Below are 14,701 nucleotides of genomic sequence, written 5' to 3'. Positions count from 1 at the left end.
AACAACTGACGCGTGTTTCAGTGCACTGTAAACTGACCACGCGCGCGACTCACTTCGACGCTTATTCTGGTTCTGGCATTGAGCGAATCAAGGGGAATTTATTCAGTGAAAACCTGCTGTTTTCAGGGGGTTTTTAAATTATCCAGACAAAATTCAAAAAAGATTCCATTCTGTTGCACATGTTTTCCCGGGGTGTCGCCAAAGAGGGTGAATCCATCTCCAGTGCCTGAAAATCAGGAAAACAGTTATGCAGAATCAGTTTACGAGGAATCTCATGTTCAAAATCAGTCTTACCTGCCTGTTGTTGCTCAGTTTTCTGGTCAGTCAGTCCTCTGCTGCGGATCGGATCTGGACCAGTGCCGATGGAAAGCAGAGAGTCAAAGCGGAGTTCGCTGGCCTGAAAGGAGATCAGGTACAATTGAAGATTCCCGGGGGACTGATTGTGAGTCTCCCGCTGACTCAGTTCAGCCAGCGCGATCAGGAATATGTGAAGCGGACTGCTTCAGTCGATTCACCTGAAAAGACGCCATCTGTAGAAACAAACAAGATGGCGATACCGGATTCAGCGGAATCGGTCAAAACTTCAGGGACACAGACAAACACGCAAGGGGCAGTCGCCTCAGCGGGCGATATGAAGCAACTGGCGAACGATGACATCGGGAAGGCTTCGCGACTGCTGGGTGAGAAATTCAATCTCATGCTGGTGAATGGTCTGCCGGTGATCCACCAGGAGCACTTCCTGGAGCTGGAAAATATTCGTTCCGCTACCGAGCGGCGTCAGCGTCATAAGGCCGCGGTGCAGGCGCTGGCTCTCGAACGTCAGAACTTCGGCAAGCTGCTGGAACTGGTGGCTTTGGGAGTGGACGAAAGCTGGGTTGAAGAGTTTCTGCCAAACTTTATTGCTAACCATTATCCCAGGCAGGTTGTGGAATCGGTGTTGAATTTCAAATATCAGACAGGGGGAGCGGTTGGTATCTGGAAAGGTGATAACGAATTTGAGAGACGGGCTGCACAACAGAAATTCGAACGCGAGTATCGGGGGATGCTGTCGGAGTTAGCGGTTAAAGGGCCGTTTCGAATCTGTTTTATTTCCAAAGCGAAACTGTCACCTTATGACTTTACCCGCAATGGACTGGCGGTGAAAGCATTGGGGCAAGGGGGAACGCCAGTGGTCCCTGGTGTCGAATGGACAACAACATTTCCCACCCTGCCTTCAAGTGGTGGATTTCGAAGATCACTCAACGTTGCCGGTGCGCCAGTTGCCGGGACATCGTTCTGGGAAGTGGGGCCGGATGTCGTCAATTCCTTACCGGGCAGAACAAAAAAAGGATATATCGGAGGCGCAGTGACGGAACGCTGGGCGTTTATCGCGACTGTAGTGACGTTTCGAAGTGCACCGTTACTGGAAACCGGTGATCGTCAAATGCCGGCCATTTTTGGAACGGTCGATGCTGTTGAACTGTTTGCAGATCCCGCTTTGCGAAAGCCACTGCACAGCTTCCCCCTGGTACGCTACCCCACGGCTGTGCTGGTGGGTGGCGTGGAAGCTGCGAATGAATCGTCGAGAGCAGTGATTCCCCTGGATGAATTTGCCTTAGCCGGACTGATCGTCCGGAATCAGGAGCTGAAACTTCATGACGAATCCTGGACCCAAATCTGGCAGCAGGTGAGTGAGAAAGATCAGCAGGCCGTCTCAATGGCGCAAAAGAAACTGAATGAATATTATGAGCTTAATTTCAGTATTCCCACCTTAATCAGCACGCAGCGGGCTTCCACGGAATTGAAACAGCAGGTCAGCGCTGCCAGTCAGGAAATGTCTCGACTGAACTCAGACTTTCACGGTCTGATGTCTCCGGCGCGTCAGCCTTTCTTCCCTCCGTTTGCAGGGACGATTGGTGCCAAATGGGATCAGGATCGTGAGTCGATCACAGAGGCGCAACGGCAGCTGTTGTCCGACTGGCTGGCGGGACGAACAACTGCTGCGGGTGATCTGTTTCGGCTGAATTTCAAAGTGGTCATTGATCCGAGGACCGATGAACCGCGGCTGGATGACATGACATTGACGCAAAAACAGGCTGAACTGCGGGCAGTGGGCGAACAACCATCACAGCTGATTTCTCTGGATGAGAACCGCGAATTTGATGAACGCGGAGAACTGGAGCTGAAGGGAACGGAAACAGGGCTCTTTCGCCGTGCGGGACAGGAGTATCAGCCTTATCAATTTTTGTTGAATCTGGGATGCGATACGAAAACCCTGATGAGATCCCTGCCGGAAGAGGCTGTGAAAAAGGCATTGGCTGAGAGAGCCGATGAAATTCGCATCGCGGTGACGCTGGATGTCCGGGTGAAACAATTAAGGATGCTGAAGACAGATGCCAGCAAACAAGGGGGGTACGCGACTGTGATTCTCGATGCCCTGCCTGCTCAGATTTCACTTGGCGAAAAAGGGAAGGCTCCTTTGTATGAAGGACCCCTGGAGATGGCTTCGTTACAGAAGCTGGCAGCGCATCCGCCTGAGAAAGCGGTTCCCGTTCAGACAAAACAGAATGAAAAAGCGTATGCTTTAAGTCCCCAGGGGATGCTGCCTTTGATTGCTTCTGCTGCTCCTGTATTTCTGGATAACCCGGAGCAACTGGATCAGCTGATGGTGATGCGCTGGCGGTTTGAAAATGTTCCCATGTTCGATGTCAAACCTGATCAGATTCGGTTCTTCGATAAAGGCTCACAGAGTCTTCCCTCTCGTGAAGTACGAGCAGCGAAAGCGGAGAAGTTTAAAGCCTGGTTGAAGCGCTGGGCCGAATCGATGCCGGACCAGTTCACTCTGCAATTCGATAACTTCCGATTTCAAGGCCTGGATAAAGAACGACCCAGTCCGGCGTTATTTGCGCACAGCTTTATCCCCTGGGATGGTGGCGGGAATGTGAATGATTATGGGCATATGATGTATGGGTTGAAGCATCCGGATACGATTCAACCACCGAAGGCAGCTGAGGAAGTGCAGGCTTTGTTAGATCTGTTTGCGATCGCCCCACGGGACCTTTTAATGGATCAGATTTATGCAGTTCCTGATCAGGAAGGGCGCAATTATCAATCGTCGTTTTCCAATCCTCAGGCCATACCTGGCCTGGCCGTCGATCGTCCTGCAGAACCGATTTTTCCTGTGTTGCGTTTCGATAAAGAGATCTGGCCGGCTGAGAATGCCAGGCTGGAACGAACGGCACACAAACCCCGGTTAGAAATCACAGCGAAAGTGACTTCATTCAAGCTGGTCGAGGAGCTGCCTCGACATCCCTGGGTAGAGGGCTTGAGCCGATTTCACAGCAGACAATATCCCACAGATCGGATTATCGATAAAGGAAAGTATGCCATCATGGAAGTCAAACTGCAGGCTGCCCGGCTGGTCGATCCCTCCACGGGGAAAACTGTTCTCCCCCTGGTGTTGAAGGATTATCGCGTATCCGATCTCAAAGCAGTCGAGAAGAAAAAATGATCGTTGGACAGCGAATACAGAATTGATTGTAGGACAGATCAATGTGGCAATCCGCCAGACATTTCACATGACTTCAGGCAGCGGGAGGTAGCCACTATCGACCAGGTACTGCGGACGGCCGGCGTGATCGGGGAGGGTGACGCGTTCGACATCGATTCCCATATTGTGATAGAGGGTTGCAAAGATTTCCTGGAAATGGACAGGACGATCCTGCGCTTCGCCCCCCAGTCGATCGGTGGTGCCAATGACCTGACCGGTTTTCATGCCGCCACAGGCGAGCAACGCATTACAGACGCGGGGCCAGTGATCTCGACCGCCGTTATTGTTGATCTTGGGAGTCCGTCCAAATTCGCCCCAGGCGATGACGGTGGTGTCTTCCGCCAGACCTCGCTGATGCAGGTCTTCAATCAAAGCGGTAATGGCCTGATCGAAATCGGGGAAGTTCTGTCTGGCATGTTTAAAGTTACTGCCGTGCCAGTCCCAGAAACTGTAACTGAGTGTGACGACGCGGGCACCTGCTTCCACCAGACGGCGGGCGAGCAGAAACTGTTCGTTCAGACGCGGGGCCGCATCTCCCTGTTTGCGATCTGTTCCTTTACCGTAACGTTCGCGAACGGCGGGGTCTTCTTTAGAAACGTCAAGTGCTTCGACGAGTTTTCCAGAAGTGAGTACGCCGAAGGCTTGTTCGTTAAAGGAATCGAGTCCCCGCATGGAGCCCGAGCTGTCTGCCTCGCGCTGGAACTGATCGAAACTTTTCAAGAGGCGTTTGCGATCCTGCAGACGATCGAGGGTGATGCCGTTGAGGGTCATGTCCCCTTTCATTTCTCCGTTCGGATTGAAGGGAGTGTGGGACATGCCGAGGAAGCTGTTCTTGCCAAAGTTGTATGGGGTATGCTGCATCTTTGGAGAGAGATTCACATAAGCCGGCGAAGTCGACTGGGGATCGCCTTTCAGGTAGGAGAGCGCCGAACCGAATTCGGGCCAGCCACCCGCGGGTTGATTTCGATCGCTGTGTCCGGTCATACATTGGAACGAGGCATGCTGACCGATGGAACCGACGAGGGAATTCACGAAGATGCATTGATCCGCGATCTGTGCCATTCGCGGCAGGTGTTCGCAGATCCGGATATCCGGGACACTGGTTGAGATGGGAGTGAACTCGCCTCGAATCTCAGCAGGGGCATCCATCTTGATATCATACATATCCTGATGCGGAGGGCCGCCAGGCAGGTAGATCATGATAATGGATTTTTTCGAGTTCGTTTTTCCCGATTGCTGTTCTGCTTTCAGTAATTGCGGTAAGCTGAGACCGCCCACACCCAGGGAGCCGATTTTGATGAAGTTCCGGCGAGAAATCTGATTACAGAATTGATTCCCGGACACATCAAAAATACTTAGCATAACCAGCTCCAGGAATGAAAACCAAGACGTCGGGCACAGCGGAGGATATTTGTAAGGATGGAAATAACTTAACTTAATTTTAATTCTGAACGGCTGTTTTGTCCACTTCAGTCACTCAAATCAAGACGGGAAGAGACAGATTAAGCTGCTGGTGAGGCCTGTTTTAACTGATTTGTGTTATGATCCGTTTAATGGGTGTACTGACGGTTGCAGAAACACAGCTTTTCTAACTACTCTCATCGGAAAATAGATACGATCTGTTAATGCAGGATCATCCGCAGGGGATTGAAATTGTAAATTTGCTACACTCTTTCCCCGTCTGCATTCCAATGATTACTGGAATTGACGACAATGCTTTGACGTTGGGCAGAATTGCGAGTTGCGCTTGATTCCCTGACAAATTCGGTGGTACCATTTCAAGATCATCTCAGGAAATCCACGAGCAGGAACATGATCTCTGGCTCGGCAAAACAACACATGATCAGTTCCCCAGCGCGGTATTGTCGAACATCCGGTCACAAGGCTGACTTCGAACCCGATCTCAAAAAGATACGACTTAACACGAGTAACGAAAAAGGAATGCAAATATGACGTCCGGAGACCAGCTACTCTCAGAGTGTGCAGCCTGGAAAAGGCTTGAGGCTCATTATGAGGAGGTCAAAGGCCTGCATCTCAAGACGCTGTTTGCCGACGATCCAACACGCGGCGAGCGATTGACACTCGAAGCATTAGGGCTCTATCTCGATTACTCGAAGAATCGAATCACAGAAGAGACCTTCCAGCTCCTCCTGGATCTGGCAGAGGAGACCGGCCTGCGCTCACGAATCGACGCCATGTTTCGCGGGGACAGAATCAATGTCACTGAGAATCGGTCTGTTCTGCACATCGCTTTACGGGCACCGAAAGGGGCAAGCATCGTTGTCGACGGCGAAAACGTGGTTCCCCACGTTCATGCAGTTCTGGACAAGATGGTTGAATTCACGCAGCGGGTTCGGAGCGGTGCGTGGCTGGGGCATACCGGACAGCGAATTCGGAATATCGTCAATATCGGTATCGGTGGTTCCGACCTGGGACCGGTGATGGCTTTTGAAGCGCTCCGCTATTACACCGATCGGAATCTGAATTTCCGGTTCGTTTCCAATGTTGATGGGACCGATCTGGCAGAAGCCACACTTGATCTTGACCCCGCGGAAACCCTGTTTATCATTTCCTCAAAAACCTTCACCACAGCAGAAACGATGACCAACGCGCACAGTGCACGTGACTGGTTGCTCGCAGGTCTTGGCGGTGATGCAAACGCAGTGGCGAAACATTTTGTTGCGGTTTCCACAAATGCGGAGAAAGTGTCTGGGTTCGGGATCGACACCGGAAACATGTTTGAATTCTGGGACTGGGTCGGCGGACGCTATTCCATGGACTCGGCAATCGGCCTTTCCACAATGCTGGCGATCGGTTCCGAAAATTTCCTGGCGATGCTGGACGGGTTCCACCAGATGGACGAGCACTTCCGTACGGCACCGTTCGAAGCAAACCTGCCGGTAATCTTAGGACTGCTGACAATCTGGAATACCAATTTCTTCAAAGCAGAGACCGTTGCCGTCCTGCCTTACGAACAGTATCTGAAGCGGTTCCCGGCTTATCTGCAGCAGTTGACAATGGAAAGCAGCGGTAAACATGTCACGCTGAACGGGGCTCACGTTGATTATGATACCGGACCAATTTACTGGGGGGAACCTGGTACCAACGGGCAACATTCCTTTTACCAGTTAATTCATCAGGGGACTCGACTCATTCCCTGCGATTTCATCGCCTTCGGTCAGCCACTCAATCCGCTGGGTCGGCATCACGACATGCTGTTGGCAAATGTCTTTGCTCAGGCAGAGGCGCTGGCTTTTGGAAAGACAGCCGAAGAAGTCAAAGCAGAAGGGACACCGGACTGGCTTGTGCCTCATCGGGTGTTTGAAGGCAACCGTCCGTCAAATACGATGCTCATGGATCGGCTCACGCCGGAAGCACTCGGGAAACTGATTGCACTCTACGAACATTCAGTCTTCACCCAGGGGGCGATCTGGAATATCGACCCGTTCGATCAGTGGGGCGTTGAGCTTGGTAAAGCGCTGGCCCAGCGAATCACTCCTGAGCTTGAGAGCCAGGCGGAACCAGAACTGAATCACGATTCCTCGACGAATTGCCTCATTCGTCACTACCGGAAGCTCAAGAAGAATTGAGAGCTTTCTGGATTTGCCCGGTCGCTGTGCCTGCAACAGTGGGGTGAAGTGAATATAATACTCGAAACATGGAAACTTTTTTAAGGTAATTGCAAATGACAACCTCTGCTGCTACTTCAACGGCTCTGGATGAGCTTTGTATCAATACATTACGTCTTTTATCTGTCGATATGGTTCAGAAAGCGGGATCTGGTCATCCAGGTCTGCCGCTGGGATCTGCCGCCATGGCATATACGTTGTGGGACCGCTTTCTGCGTGTGAATCCGACTGATCCCAACTGGCCCGACCGCGATCGTTTCGTGCTTTCTGCCGGCCATGGTTGTGCATTACTTTATTCCCTGCTGCATGTCACCGGGTATGACCTGCCTCTGGATGAACTGAAACAGTTTCGGCAGTGGGAAAGCAAAACTCCGGGACATCCTGAGTTCGGTATGACCCCCGGTGTGGAAGCAACGACCGGACCTCTGGGACAAGGTTTTGCCAGTGCAGTTGGGATGGCGATTGCAGAGGCTCATCTGGCAGCCCGGTTCAATAAGCCCGAGCACACCATCGTCGATCACTTTACTTACGTCCTTGCCAGTGACGGCGACCTGATGGAAGGGATTGCTTCCGAGGCAGGTTCCATGGCAGGACACCTCGGGCTTGGCAAACTGGTCGTCCTGTATGCCGACAATCATATCACGATTGAAGGGAATACGGATATTGCCTTCACGGAAGATCGTTGTGCCCGCTTCGCTGCGTTTGGCTGGCACGTTCAGAATGTGGCTGACGGAAACGATATTGAAGCGGTAACAAAAGCGATTGAGGCCGCTCGGGAACAGACAGACCAGCCTTCGCTGATTGCTGTCAGAACTCATATCGGTTACGGCAGCCCGCATAAGCAGGACAGCGCATCTGCTCACGGTGAACCACTGGGAGTCGATGAAGTCCGTCTGACCAAGGAACGTTTAGGCTGGCCTGCAGAACCTGATTTTCATCTTCCGCAGGAGGCTCTGGATCATTTCCGGCAGACTGTCACCCGGGGGAAAGAATCGCAGGCCGAATGGGAAGAGAAACTTGCTGCCTACGGCAAAGTATATCCTGAACTGGCCGAAGAGTTCAATCGGATTATGAGCGGTAAGCTGCCTGCGGACTGGGACGCTTCCCTGCCGACCTTTACCGCTGAGAGCGGAGCGCTGGCGACCCGTGCTGCATCAGGCAAATGTATCAATGCCATTGCACCGAAATTGCCTGAGTTGATGGGCGGATCTGCTGACCTCGCTCCCAGTACACAAACGCTGATGGATGGCGTTGGTGCTTTTCAGCCGGATGATCTGGCGGGACGCAATATGCATTTTGGTATCCGCGAGCATTCCATGGGAGCCATCCTGAACGGTATGGCTTATCATCGGGGAATGATTCCTTACGGCGCGACTTTTCTGGTATTCAGTGATTACATGCGTCCTCCAATGCGTCTGGCGGCGATCAATCACTTGCCCGTCATTTATGTATTCACTCACGACAGTATCGGCATGGGCGAAGATGGTCCGACGCATCAGCCGATCGAACAACTGGTCTGTCTACGCTCCGTTCCCAATCTGTTTGTCGTCCGTCCTGCTGACGCGAATGAAACCGCAGCCGCGTGGCGTATCGCAGTGGAACGACAGGATGGTCCAGTGGCGCTGATATTGACCAGACAGAAACTTCCGATTCTCGACCTGGAACAATACCAAGGTCTCACGGACGGAGTCGCAAAGGGTGGTTACGTGCTGTCAGAAGCTGAAGGAGACGGTGCCCCTGATCTGATTCTGGTGGGGACCGGTTCTGAAGTGCATCTGGCATTGGAAGCACAGAAGCAACTGGCTGGTGAAGGGGTTCGTGCCCGGGTTGTCAGTCTGCCTTGCTGGGAACTGTTTGCGAAACAACCGGAAGCGTACCGGCATGAGGTCGTCACACCCGGTGTGCCTCTGCTTGGTATTGAAGCCGGTTCCACTTTAGGCTGGGAGACTTATTTTGATTCCCAGACCAACGCGATTGGTATTGCCGGTTTTGGTGCCTCCGCCCCCGGTGAGATTTTGCTGCGGGAATACGGTTTCACCGTAGAAAACGTCTGCCAGCGGGCTAAAGCTCTGCTGAAGTAACTGTAAGAAATGGAACGGTGTAGAGCCCTCTTCCACACTCTGATGCAATTTTCATAGCAGTAACAGAATCAGGATACTGGTTCTGTTACTGCTTTTTTTTCTGCCAGCTGATTGCTCATTTCTTCAACCGCTCCTCGGCTTTGATGCTCCCCTCCTCCCCAATCACAGTTGTCACATGGCTTTGTGTTCGGCAGATTTCAAGGCAGTGCTGCGCACCTGCTGCTGTTCTACCAGTCGAATAAAACAGCTTGCTCTCCTGATCTGATCCTTAGGGAAGATGAGAATATCTGTTATCTTATATTTCTGAATCAGACCAGTTCTATGAAATGAAAACACTTCACAGAAGACCAATCCACGTTCTGATTACACCGAAACAAATTTAAATAAATCTCAAAAATTCGTCGAAATTATCGTGGGATATTTCAGTCTGCGTATATTTCCTTTCAGACGGAGTAACCAGAATGAACAAGAACGAACAGCAAGCATCAGAAACTGAAAACGAGGAGCACGTCCGGCTGATTGCCCAGGCGCAGCGCAGAATTTACGCCTATATTTATGCTCTCGTACACCATCCCGCTGATGCAGATGATATTCTTCAGGAAACGAATGTGGTCCTGTGGCGAAAACGGAACTCATACGAACCGGGGACCAACTATTTCGCATGGGCATTTGCCATTGCCCGGCTGCAGGTTCTGTCGCATCGCTCACAACAGGCCCGCAAGGGGATGATTTACAATGATCAATTACTGGATGAAATTGCAAATACAGCCAGTACCGAATCCGAGCAGTACGACCGCCGCAATGCAGCATTGCAAAATTGTCTGCAGAAACTCGACGCAACGCAGCGCGACCTGATATCACGACGATATCAACCAGACGGTGCTGTCAATTCATTAGCTGCTGACATCGGAAAAACATCCAAGGCCGTCTCTGCATCATTGCGTCGGGTTCGTGATAAATTACGTCAGTGTATTGAACGGACCCTGGCAGCAGAGGGACATTCATGAGTCAGTTCATTCAACCTGAAGAATGGTCAATTCTACTCAATGCCATGGCAGATGACGAACTGACTGAAGAGCAGGAACGTCGGTTTGCGGAACTGCTGCAAGACGATCCGGAATTTCGGACTGAGTATGTTCGTTACTGTCAGCTACTGACGCAACTACGCTGGCAGTATGACAGTGAACCTGAAGAATTCGCTTCTGCGAATAAACAGATTTCTCCGACCCGATCAGTCAAACCCACGAGGCGCTGGTGGCCTGCTTCGTTAGTGGTAGCCATGCTTCTGATGGTCGTTATTGGCTGGCTGAGTTGGAATGGTCTGGCTGAAGAGATGCCGGGAACATTAGTAAATGTTTCTGGTCGGGTAGAGATTATCAGAAGCAATCAGCCTGCTTTATTGATTTCTTCAGAAGCGATCAGCAGTCATCCTCAACCACTGCAACCAGGGGACCATGTGCAAACCGGTCGTGCCAGTTCGGCGACGTTACTGCTTGCGGATCAGACCCGGATTCGCATTCAACCGGAAACCGAGGTTGTCGTCAACCCTCGTTCAAGCGGTGGAATCCATGTTCCGTCAGGCAGCATCAATGCAAAAGTAACGCCCCAAAGTTCAGGCAATCCTCTTACTTTTATTCTACCCAACTCGGAAGTGCAGGTACTGGGAACCGAACTGGAACTACTCTCGACGCCTGAGCGGAGCGAGGTGGCAGTGCTGGAAGGCAAAGTCCAGGTCACTCGGAATGCTGATCGTGCTAAGCAGTCGGTCACGGCCGGTCAGCTCCTGCCGGTAACGGAATCAACACCACTTTCCATTGTGGAGTGGCCGCTCCCTGCGGATGAATGGAGTGTCGACTTTGAGTCTGGTCTCCCTGTCGGCTGGCAGGGGAAAAGAGTCAGAGATTCACTTCCGAAAAATTCCCGGGGTGCTGTCAGGTCCGTTTCCGTACTTCAGGATCAGCAGATGGTCCAGAAGATTCAGTCACCACTGAATCCGTCCGGTCTGTTTTTCTGGCATGAAGATTCTCTGCTCAATCTGAGATTTAAAGTGCAGCCTCCCGGCTGGTTCCATATCTATCTGCACGCGAGAACCTACGAAGATTCCCGGCCTGTCCTGACGTATTGTTATGTCGATTTGAGTCTCTGGCAGAATCAGTCCGGTGAATGGAGAACAGTGAGCATTCCGCTGTCCGAATTTCGATTGATATCTTATGCAAAAGACAAACCAGCTCTGGGACGGGTCCCCGTACAAATCTCTTTCAGTGGTGAAAGTGAAACTGATGGCTTCATGATTGATCGCGTCTGGGTTACCCGGGCTGACAGTCAATAGACGCAAATTCACACTGATGTTTCAACAACAAATGGTATGAGGTAAGTATGAGAAATCAACTTTACAACCGAAGACTGTTCCTGCCACTGATCCTGTGGCTGTTGGTCCTGCAGGGGTGTAATCGTTCAGAGAAGGAGGAAGTTCAGCTTACTCCTCTGCCGGAAGCCACGGCCAGCCCCAGTGAGAAACCGGCTCCACCGGAGGAGAAACCGAGTCCGTCCGCTTCAGTTTCGCGGGAGATATCGGAAGTTCCCACAACACCGACTGTCAAAGAGACTCCGGATCAACCAGCGGTTGTTATTACTGAAGCTGATACTTCCCGCAACATCGGTCCCGGCTACTATGATGGAAAGCATGATACCGTGGTGTATTCTACCCCGCGTGTTGAAATGCTGAATGTGTCGCCGGATGGACGGTATGCTGCCGTCAGTCGTCACATCAATTCAGATGCATCGCTATTACAGATTTGGGAACTGAAGTCCGGGAAGGTGGTGAAAGAGTGTCATGAACCATTGGGAGTGACAGCCGTCGCATTTTCACCGGACAGTCAGATGCTCGCATATGGAGCGAGGGATCGTACGCTTGTATTACAACCGTTACCAGAGGGACCCGCCAAACGTTGGGAACGGCACCGATTATCAATTGGAAGTCTGGACTTCTCTCCTGACGGAAAAATACTGGCCAGTCTGGGACACGATAATCAGCTCTTCATCTGGGAGGTCGAAACCGGGAAATTGATTTCCCAGACCATTGATGGAGAGGGACGCTTTTCCTCTGAAATCCGCTTCGTGGCACCGGATCGTCTGTGGACGCTGGGTACAGACAGCAAACTCCGCTGGTACGACTTTAAGAACAATACGCTCGTCAGTAAGCAGGAAGTCAAGCTGCCGGAAAATACATGGTTTCAGGCTGTTGACGATGAAAGTCTCTTTGGTCGATTTCCCAATCACAGTCTGCATGTGATTGCTGCGTCCACGGGGAAAGAGACGATGCCACCCCCGTTCCAGCCGAACGTTGCTGAAAAAGAAACATTGAAGCCCGCGGAGAGAATGACTGTCGTTGCTGTTGCTTCGCGCACACACGACTTTGCGTTTGGGACAGCGGATGGCATTGTCAGATTCGGAAAACAATCGAATCCTGGTAATACAGAACAGGTCAAACTTAAGACTCTTGTGACCGCGTTGGCGGCCGATCAGGATGGACAGACCTGGGTTGCCGCGACAGGAACGGGGGACCTGCTGGTGTTTAGCGGGGATCGATCGGCTGAGCCGCGCTGGTTAGAAAAACAGGAAACGGATCGTCCTCTGGTTGCCCCTAAAATCAGTCCTGACGGCAAGAGTATTATCGCACTGAAAGGGGCGGAAACCATCATCAGCACCGATGTTGCAACCGGTCTGGTACAGAAGCAAATTGCTTTACCTGAACCAGGGGGGAAGAATAAAGGGAGCTACGTGACCACGGTTGTGTACGGTCCCGATCAGGTTTACTGTGGTACGAGTGCAGGTAAGGTTACGGTGTTGAATTTAAAAACGTCTGCTCCGACAGCGACCTTTCCGGTCTCCAAAACAGGATCTCCCATTACATCACTGGCATTGGCGCCTGATGGAAAACAATTACTGGCAGGCGATGCGGTAGGGAATGCGGTCTGGTTCAAGACAGAAGAAAATGCGCCGACCATTTCGCGACAGGCGCATAAAGGTCGGGTCAGGGCAGCGACATTCTCGCCTGATGGACTCTGGGCTGCGACAGCAGGTGAGGGGCGTACCGTTGTCATCTGGGATGTTGCTCAACAATCCAAACGTTCGATTCAGAATGGTCATGATAATGTCGCCCAGGCACTGTCTTTCAGCCCGGACAGCCGCTGGCTGGTCAGTGGTGGTCGAGAGGGAGAATTCATCTTGTGGGATGCCAGGACAGGTAAGCAGGAGCGGAAAGTATCAGTACGTACTTCCCTGTTGATACCAGAAGGGCTGGCAGAATCAGAAGGTATTATAAAATGGCCGGATGCCTACCCGGACGAGGGGATTACATCGATTGTATTTAATCCGGATCAGCGTCTGCTGGCCATAGGCACGGTCGCCGGTTATCTGCAGACTTTTGATTTCGATAACCTGCGGGAACTTTCCACGGTCTACACAGGCAGACCGATCAGCGACATGAAAATTGCTGATGACAGTTCGTCTCTGCTGGTAGCGAACATTACCGGTGATGTCAGCAGATGCTGGCAGTCCCCGAAGCCGCCGCGCATGCTGTCCGGACACGATGGATATGTTCGATTTGCAGCGCTGGATGAAACGGGAAAACGGGCAGTTACCGGCGGTCATGACAAACAGGTCTATGTCTGGGATGTTGATCAGGGGAAAATAATTCAGTCACTTGATAACCAGGAAGTGGTTTCTGCGGGTGCCCTTTCACCGGACGGAAAGCGCGCGGTCACCGTTGGTTTCGGGAGCGGTGTGATCTTCTGGGATTTAGATCAGATGAAGCGTCTCGATAAACGGTATGGCCACCAGGCTCGCATCTGGTCACTGGCCTTTACCCCTGATGGAAAGGAAGTTGCTTCAGGTTCGGAAGATAAATCGGTCAGAATCTGGGACTTTGCAACACGGAAATCACGAATCAAGATTCCCCATGAAGGCGCGGTTCACTTCGTACGATATTCGCCTGATGGAAAGCAACTGTTGACCAGTACGAGCAATGAGCGTGGCTGGAAATTCCCCGGCCGTTTACAGCTCTGGGATGCAAAGAACGGGAAGCCGCTTGTGGAATTGAAAGGGCACCGCGCGAGTGTGAATGGGGCGGTATTCAATAAAGATGGATCTGAAATTACTTCATGCGGTGCAGACGGCCAGATCTGCAGGTGGAATGTGGCAACCGGAAAGCAGCTGAGTGACATAACGCAACGGAATGGGTTATCACATATCAATTTGATTCAAGACAGTCCGTTTCTGGTGATGGTGCGTTTCAGCAATGGAGTTTTTATTGATGATGCTGAATCAATGAAGCGTCTGTCAGAATTCAGCGTGCCAACGCGGACGGTTGGAGATCTTAATGTCTCGTCTCGCAGCAACCGAATCATTGCTGGTACACAGGAAGGACGCGTCTTTGTATGGACTATCGGCGAAGAATAAGC

Annotated in this window: 7 protein-coding genes; 6 read left to right on the top strand and 1 reads right to left on the bottom strand. The window is 51.7% G+C overall.

Annotated elements, in window-relative coordinates:
* Nucleotides 1-274 precede the first annotated feature (274 nt).
* A complete protein-coding gene (locus ACN0YN_RS14625) occupies nt 275-3,490 on the top strand; it encodes an SHD1 domain-containing protein (protein ID WP_417385760.1) in 3,216 nt (1,071 codons plus the stop codon).
* 63 nt (nt 3,491-3,553) lie between these two features.
* Here the strand turns inward: ACN0YN_RS14625 and ACN0YN_RS14620 are convergent, their stop codons facing one another.
* A complete protein-coding gene (locus ACN0YN_RS14620; protein WP_417385759.1) occupies nt 3,554-4,891 on the bottom strand; it encodes a DUF1501 domain-containing protein in 1,338 nt (445 codons plus the stop codon).
* Between the two features lie 587 nt (nt 4,892-5,478).
* Here ACN0YN_RS14620 and pgi point away from each other — a divergent pair.
* The 5 genes from pgi (at nt 5,479) to ACN0YN_RS14595 (ending at nt 14,699) form a co-directional block, all read left to right on the top strand.
* Nucleotides 5,479-7,119 carry a glucose-6-phosphate isomerase gene (pgi, locus tag ACN0YN_RS14615; RefSeq protein WP_417385758.1) on the top strand — a complete coding sequence of 547 codons (1,641 nt, stop codon included), beginning with the start codon at nt 5,479-5,481 and terminating at the stop codon, nt 7,117-7,119.
* 95 nt (nt 7,120-7,214) lie between these two features.
* Nucleotides 7,215-9,239: a transketolase gene (gene tkt, locus ACN0YN_RS14610; protein WP_417385757.1), complete on the top strand. Its 2,025-nt coding sequence runs from the start codon at nt 7,215-7,217 to the stop codon at nt 9,237-9,239.
* Between the two features lie 461 nt (nt 9,240-9,700).
* Complete coding sequence (locus ACN0YN_RS14605; protein ID WP_417385756.1) at nt 9,701-10,246, top strand: sigma-70 family RNA polymerase sigma factor; 546 nt, start codon at nt 9,701-9,703, stop codon at nt 10,244-10,246.
* Nucleotides 10,243-11,568, top strand: coding sequence for a FecR domain-containing protein (locus ACN0YN_RS14600; RefSeq protein ID WP_417385755.1), 1,326 nt, complete (start codon nt 10,243-10,245; stop codon nt 11,566-11,568). Before ACN0YN_RS14605 ends, ACN0YN_RS14600 begins: the two co-directional genes overlap by 4 nt.
* A 47-nt stretch (nt 11,569-11,615) precedes the next feature.
* A complete protein-coding gene (locus ACN0YN_RS14595; RefSeq protein WP_417385754.1) occupies nt 11,616-14,699 on the top strand; it encodes a hypothetical protein in 3,084 nt (1,027 codons plus the stop codon).
* The last annotated feature ends 2 nt before the right edge of the window (nt 14,700-14,701 follow it).

The sequence above is a fragment of the Gimesia sp. genome (assembly GCF_048260065.1).
Taxonomy (GTDB): Bacteria; Planctomycetota; Planctomycetia; order Planctomycetales; family Planctomycetaceae; genus Gimesia.
Note: the sequence above shows the minus strand (reverse complement) of the source record. Positions and strands in the feature narration are given on the sequence as shown.

Excerpts from the sequence above, each read along its gene's own strand:
- ACN0YN_RS14625 (WP_417385760.1), top strand. The coding sequence starts at position 275 with ATGTTCAAAATCAGTCTTACCTGCCTGTTGTTGCTCAGTTTTCTGGTC.
- ACN0YN_RS14620 (WP_417385759.1), bottom strand. The coding sequence starts at position 4,891 with ATGCTAAGTATTTTTGATGTGTCCGGGAATCAATTCTGTAATCAGATT.
- pgi (WP_417385758.1), top strand. The coding sequence starts at position 5,479 with ATGACGTCCGGAGACCAGCTACTCTCAGAGTGTGCAGCCTGGAAAAGG.
- tkt (WP_417385757.1), top strand. The coding sequence starts at position 7,215 with ATGACAACCTCTGCTGCTACTTCAACGGCTCTGGATGAGCTTTGTATC.
- ACN0YN_RS14605 (WP_417385756.1), top strand. The coding sequence starts at position 9,701 with ATGAACAAGAACGAACAGCAAGCATCAGAAACTGAAAACGAGGAGCAC.
- ACN0YN_RS14600 (WP_417385755.1), top strand. The coding sequence starts at position 10,243 with ATGAGTCAGTTCATTCAACCTGAAGAATGGTCAATTCTACTCAATGCC.
- ACN0YN_RS14595 (WP_417385754.1), top strand. The coding sequence starts at position 11,616 with ATGAGAAATCAACTTTACAACCGAAGACTGTTCCTGCCACTGATCCTG.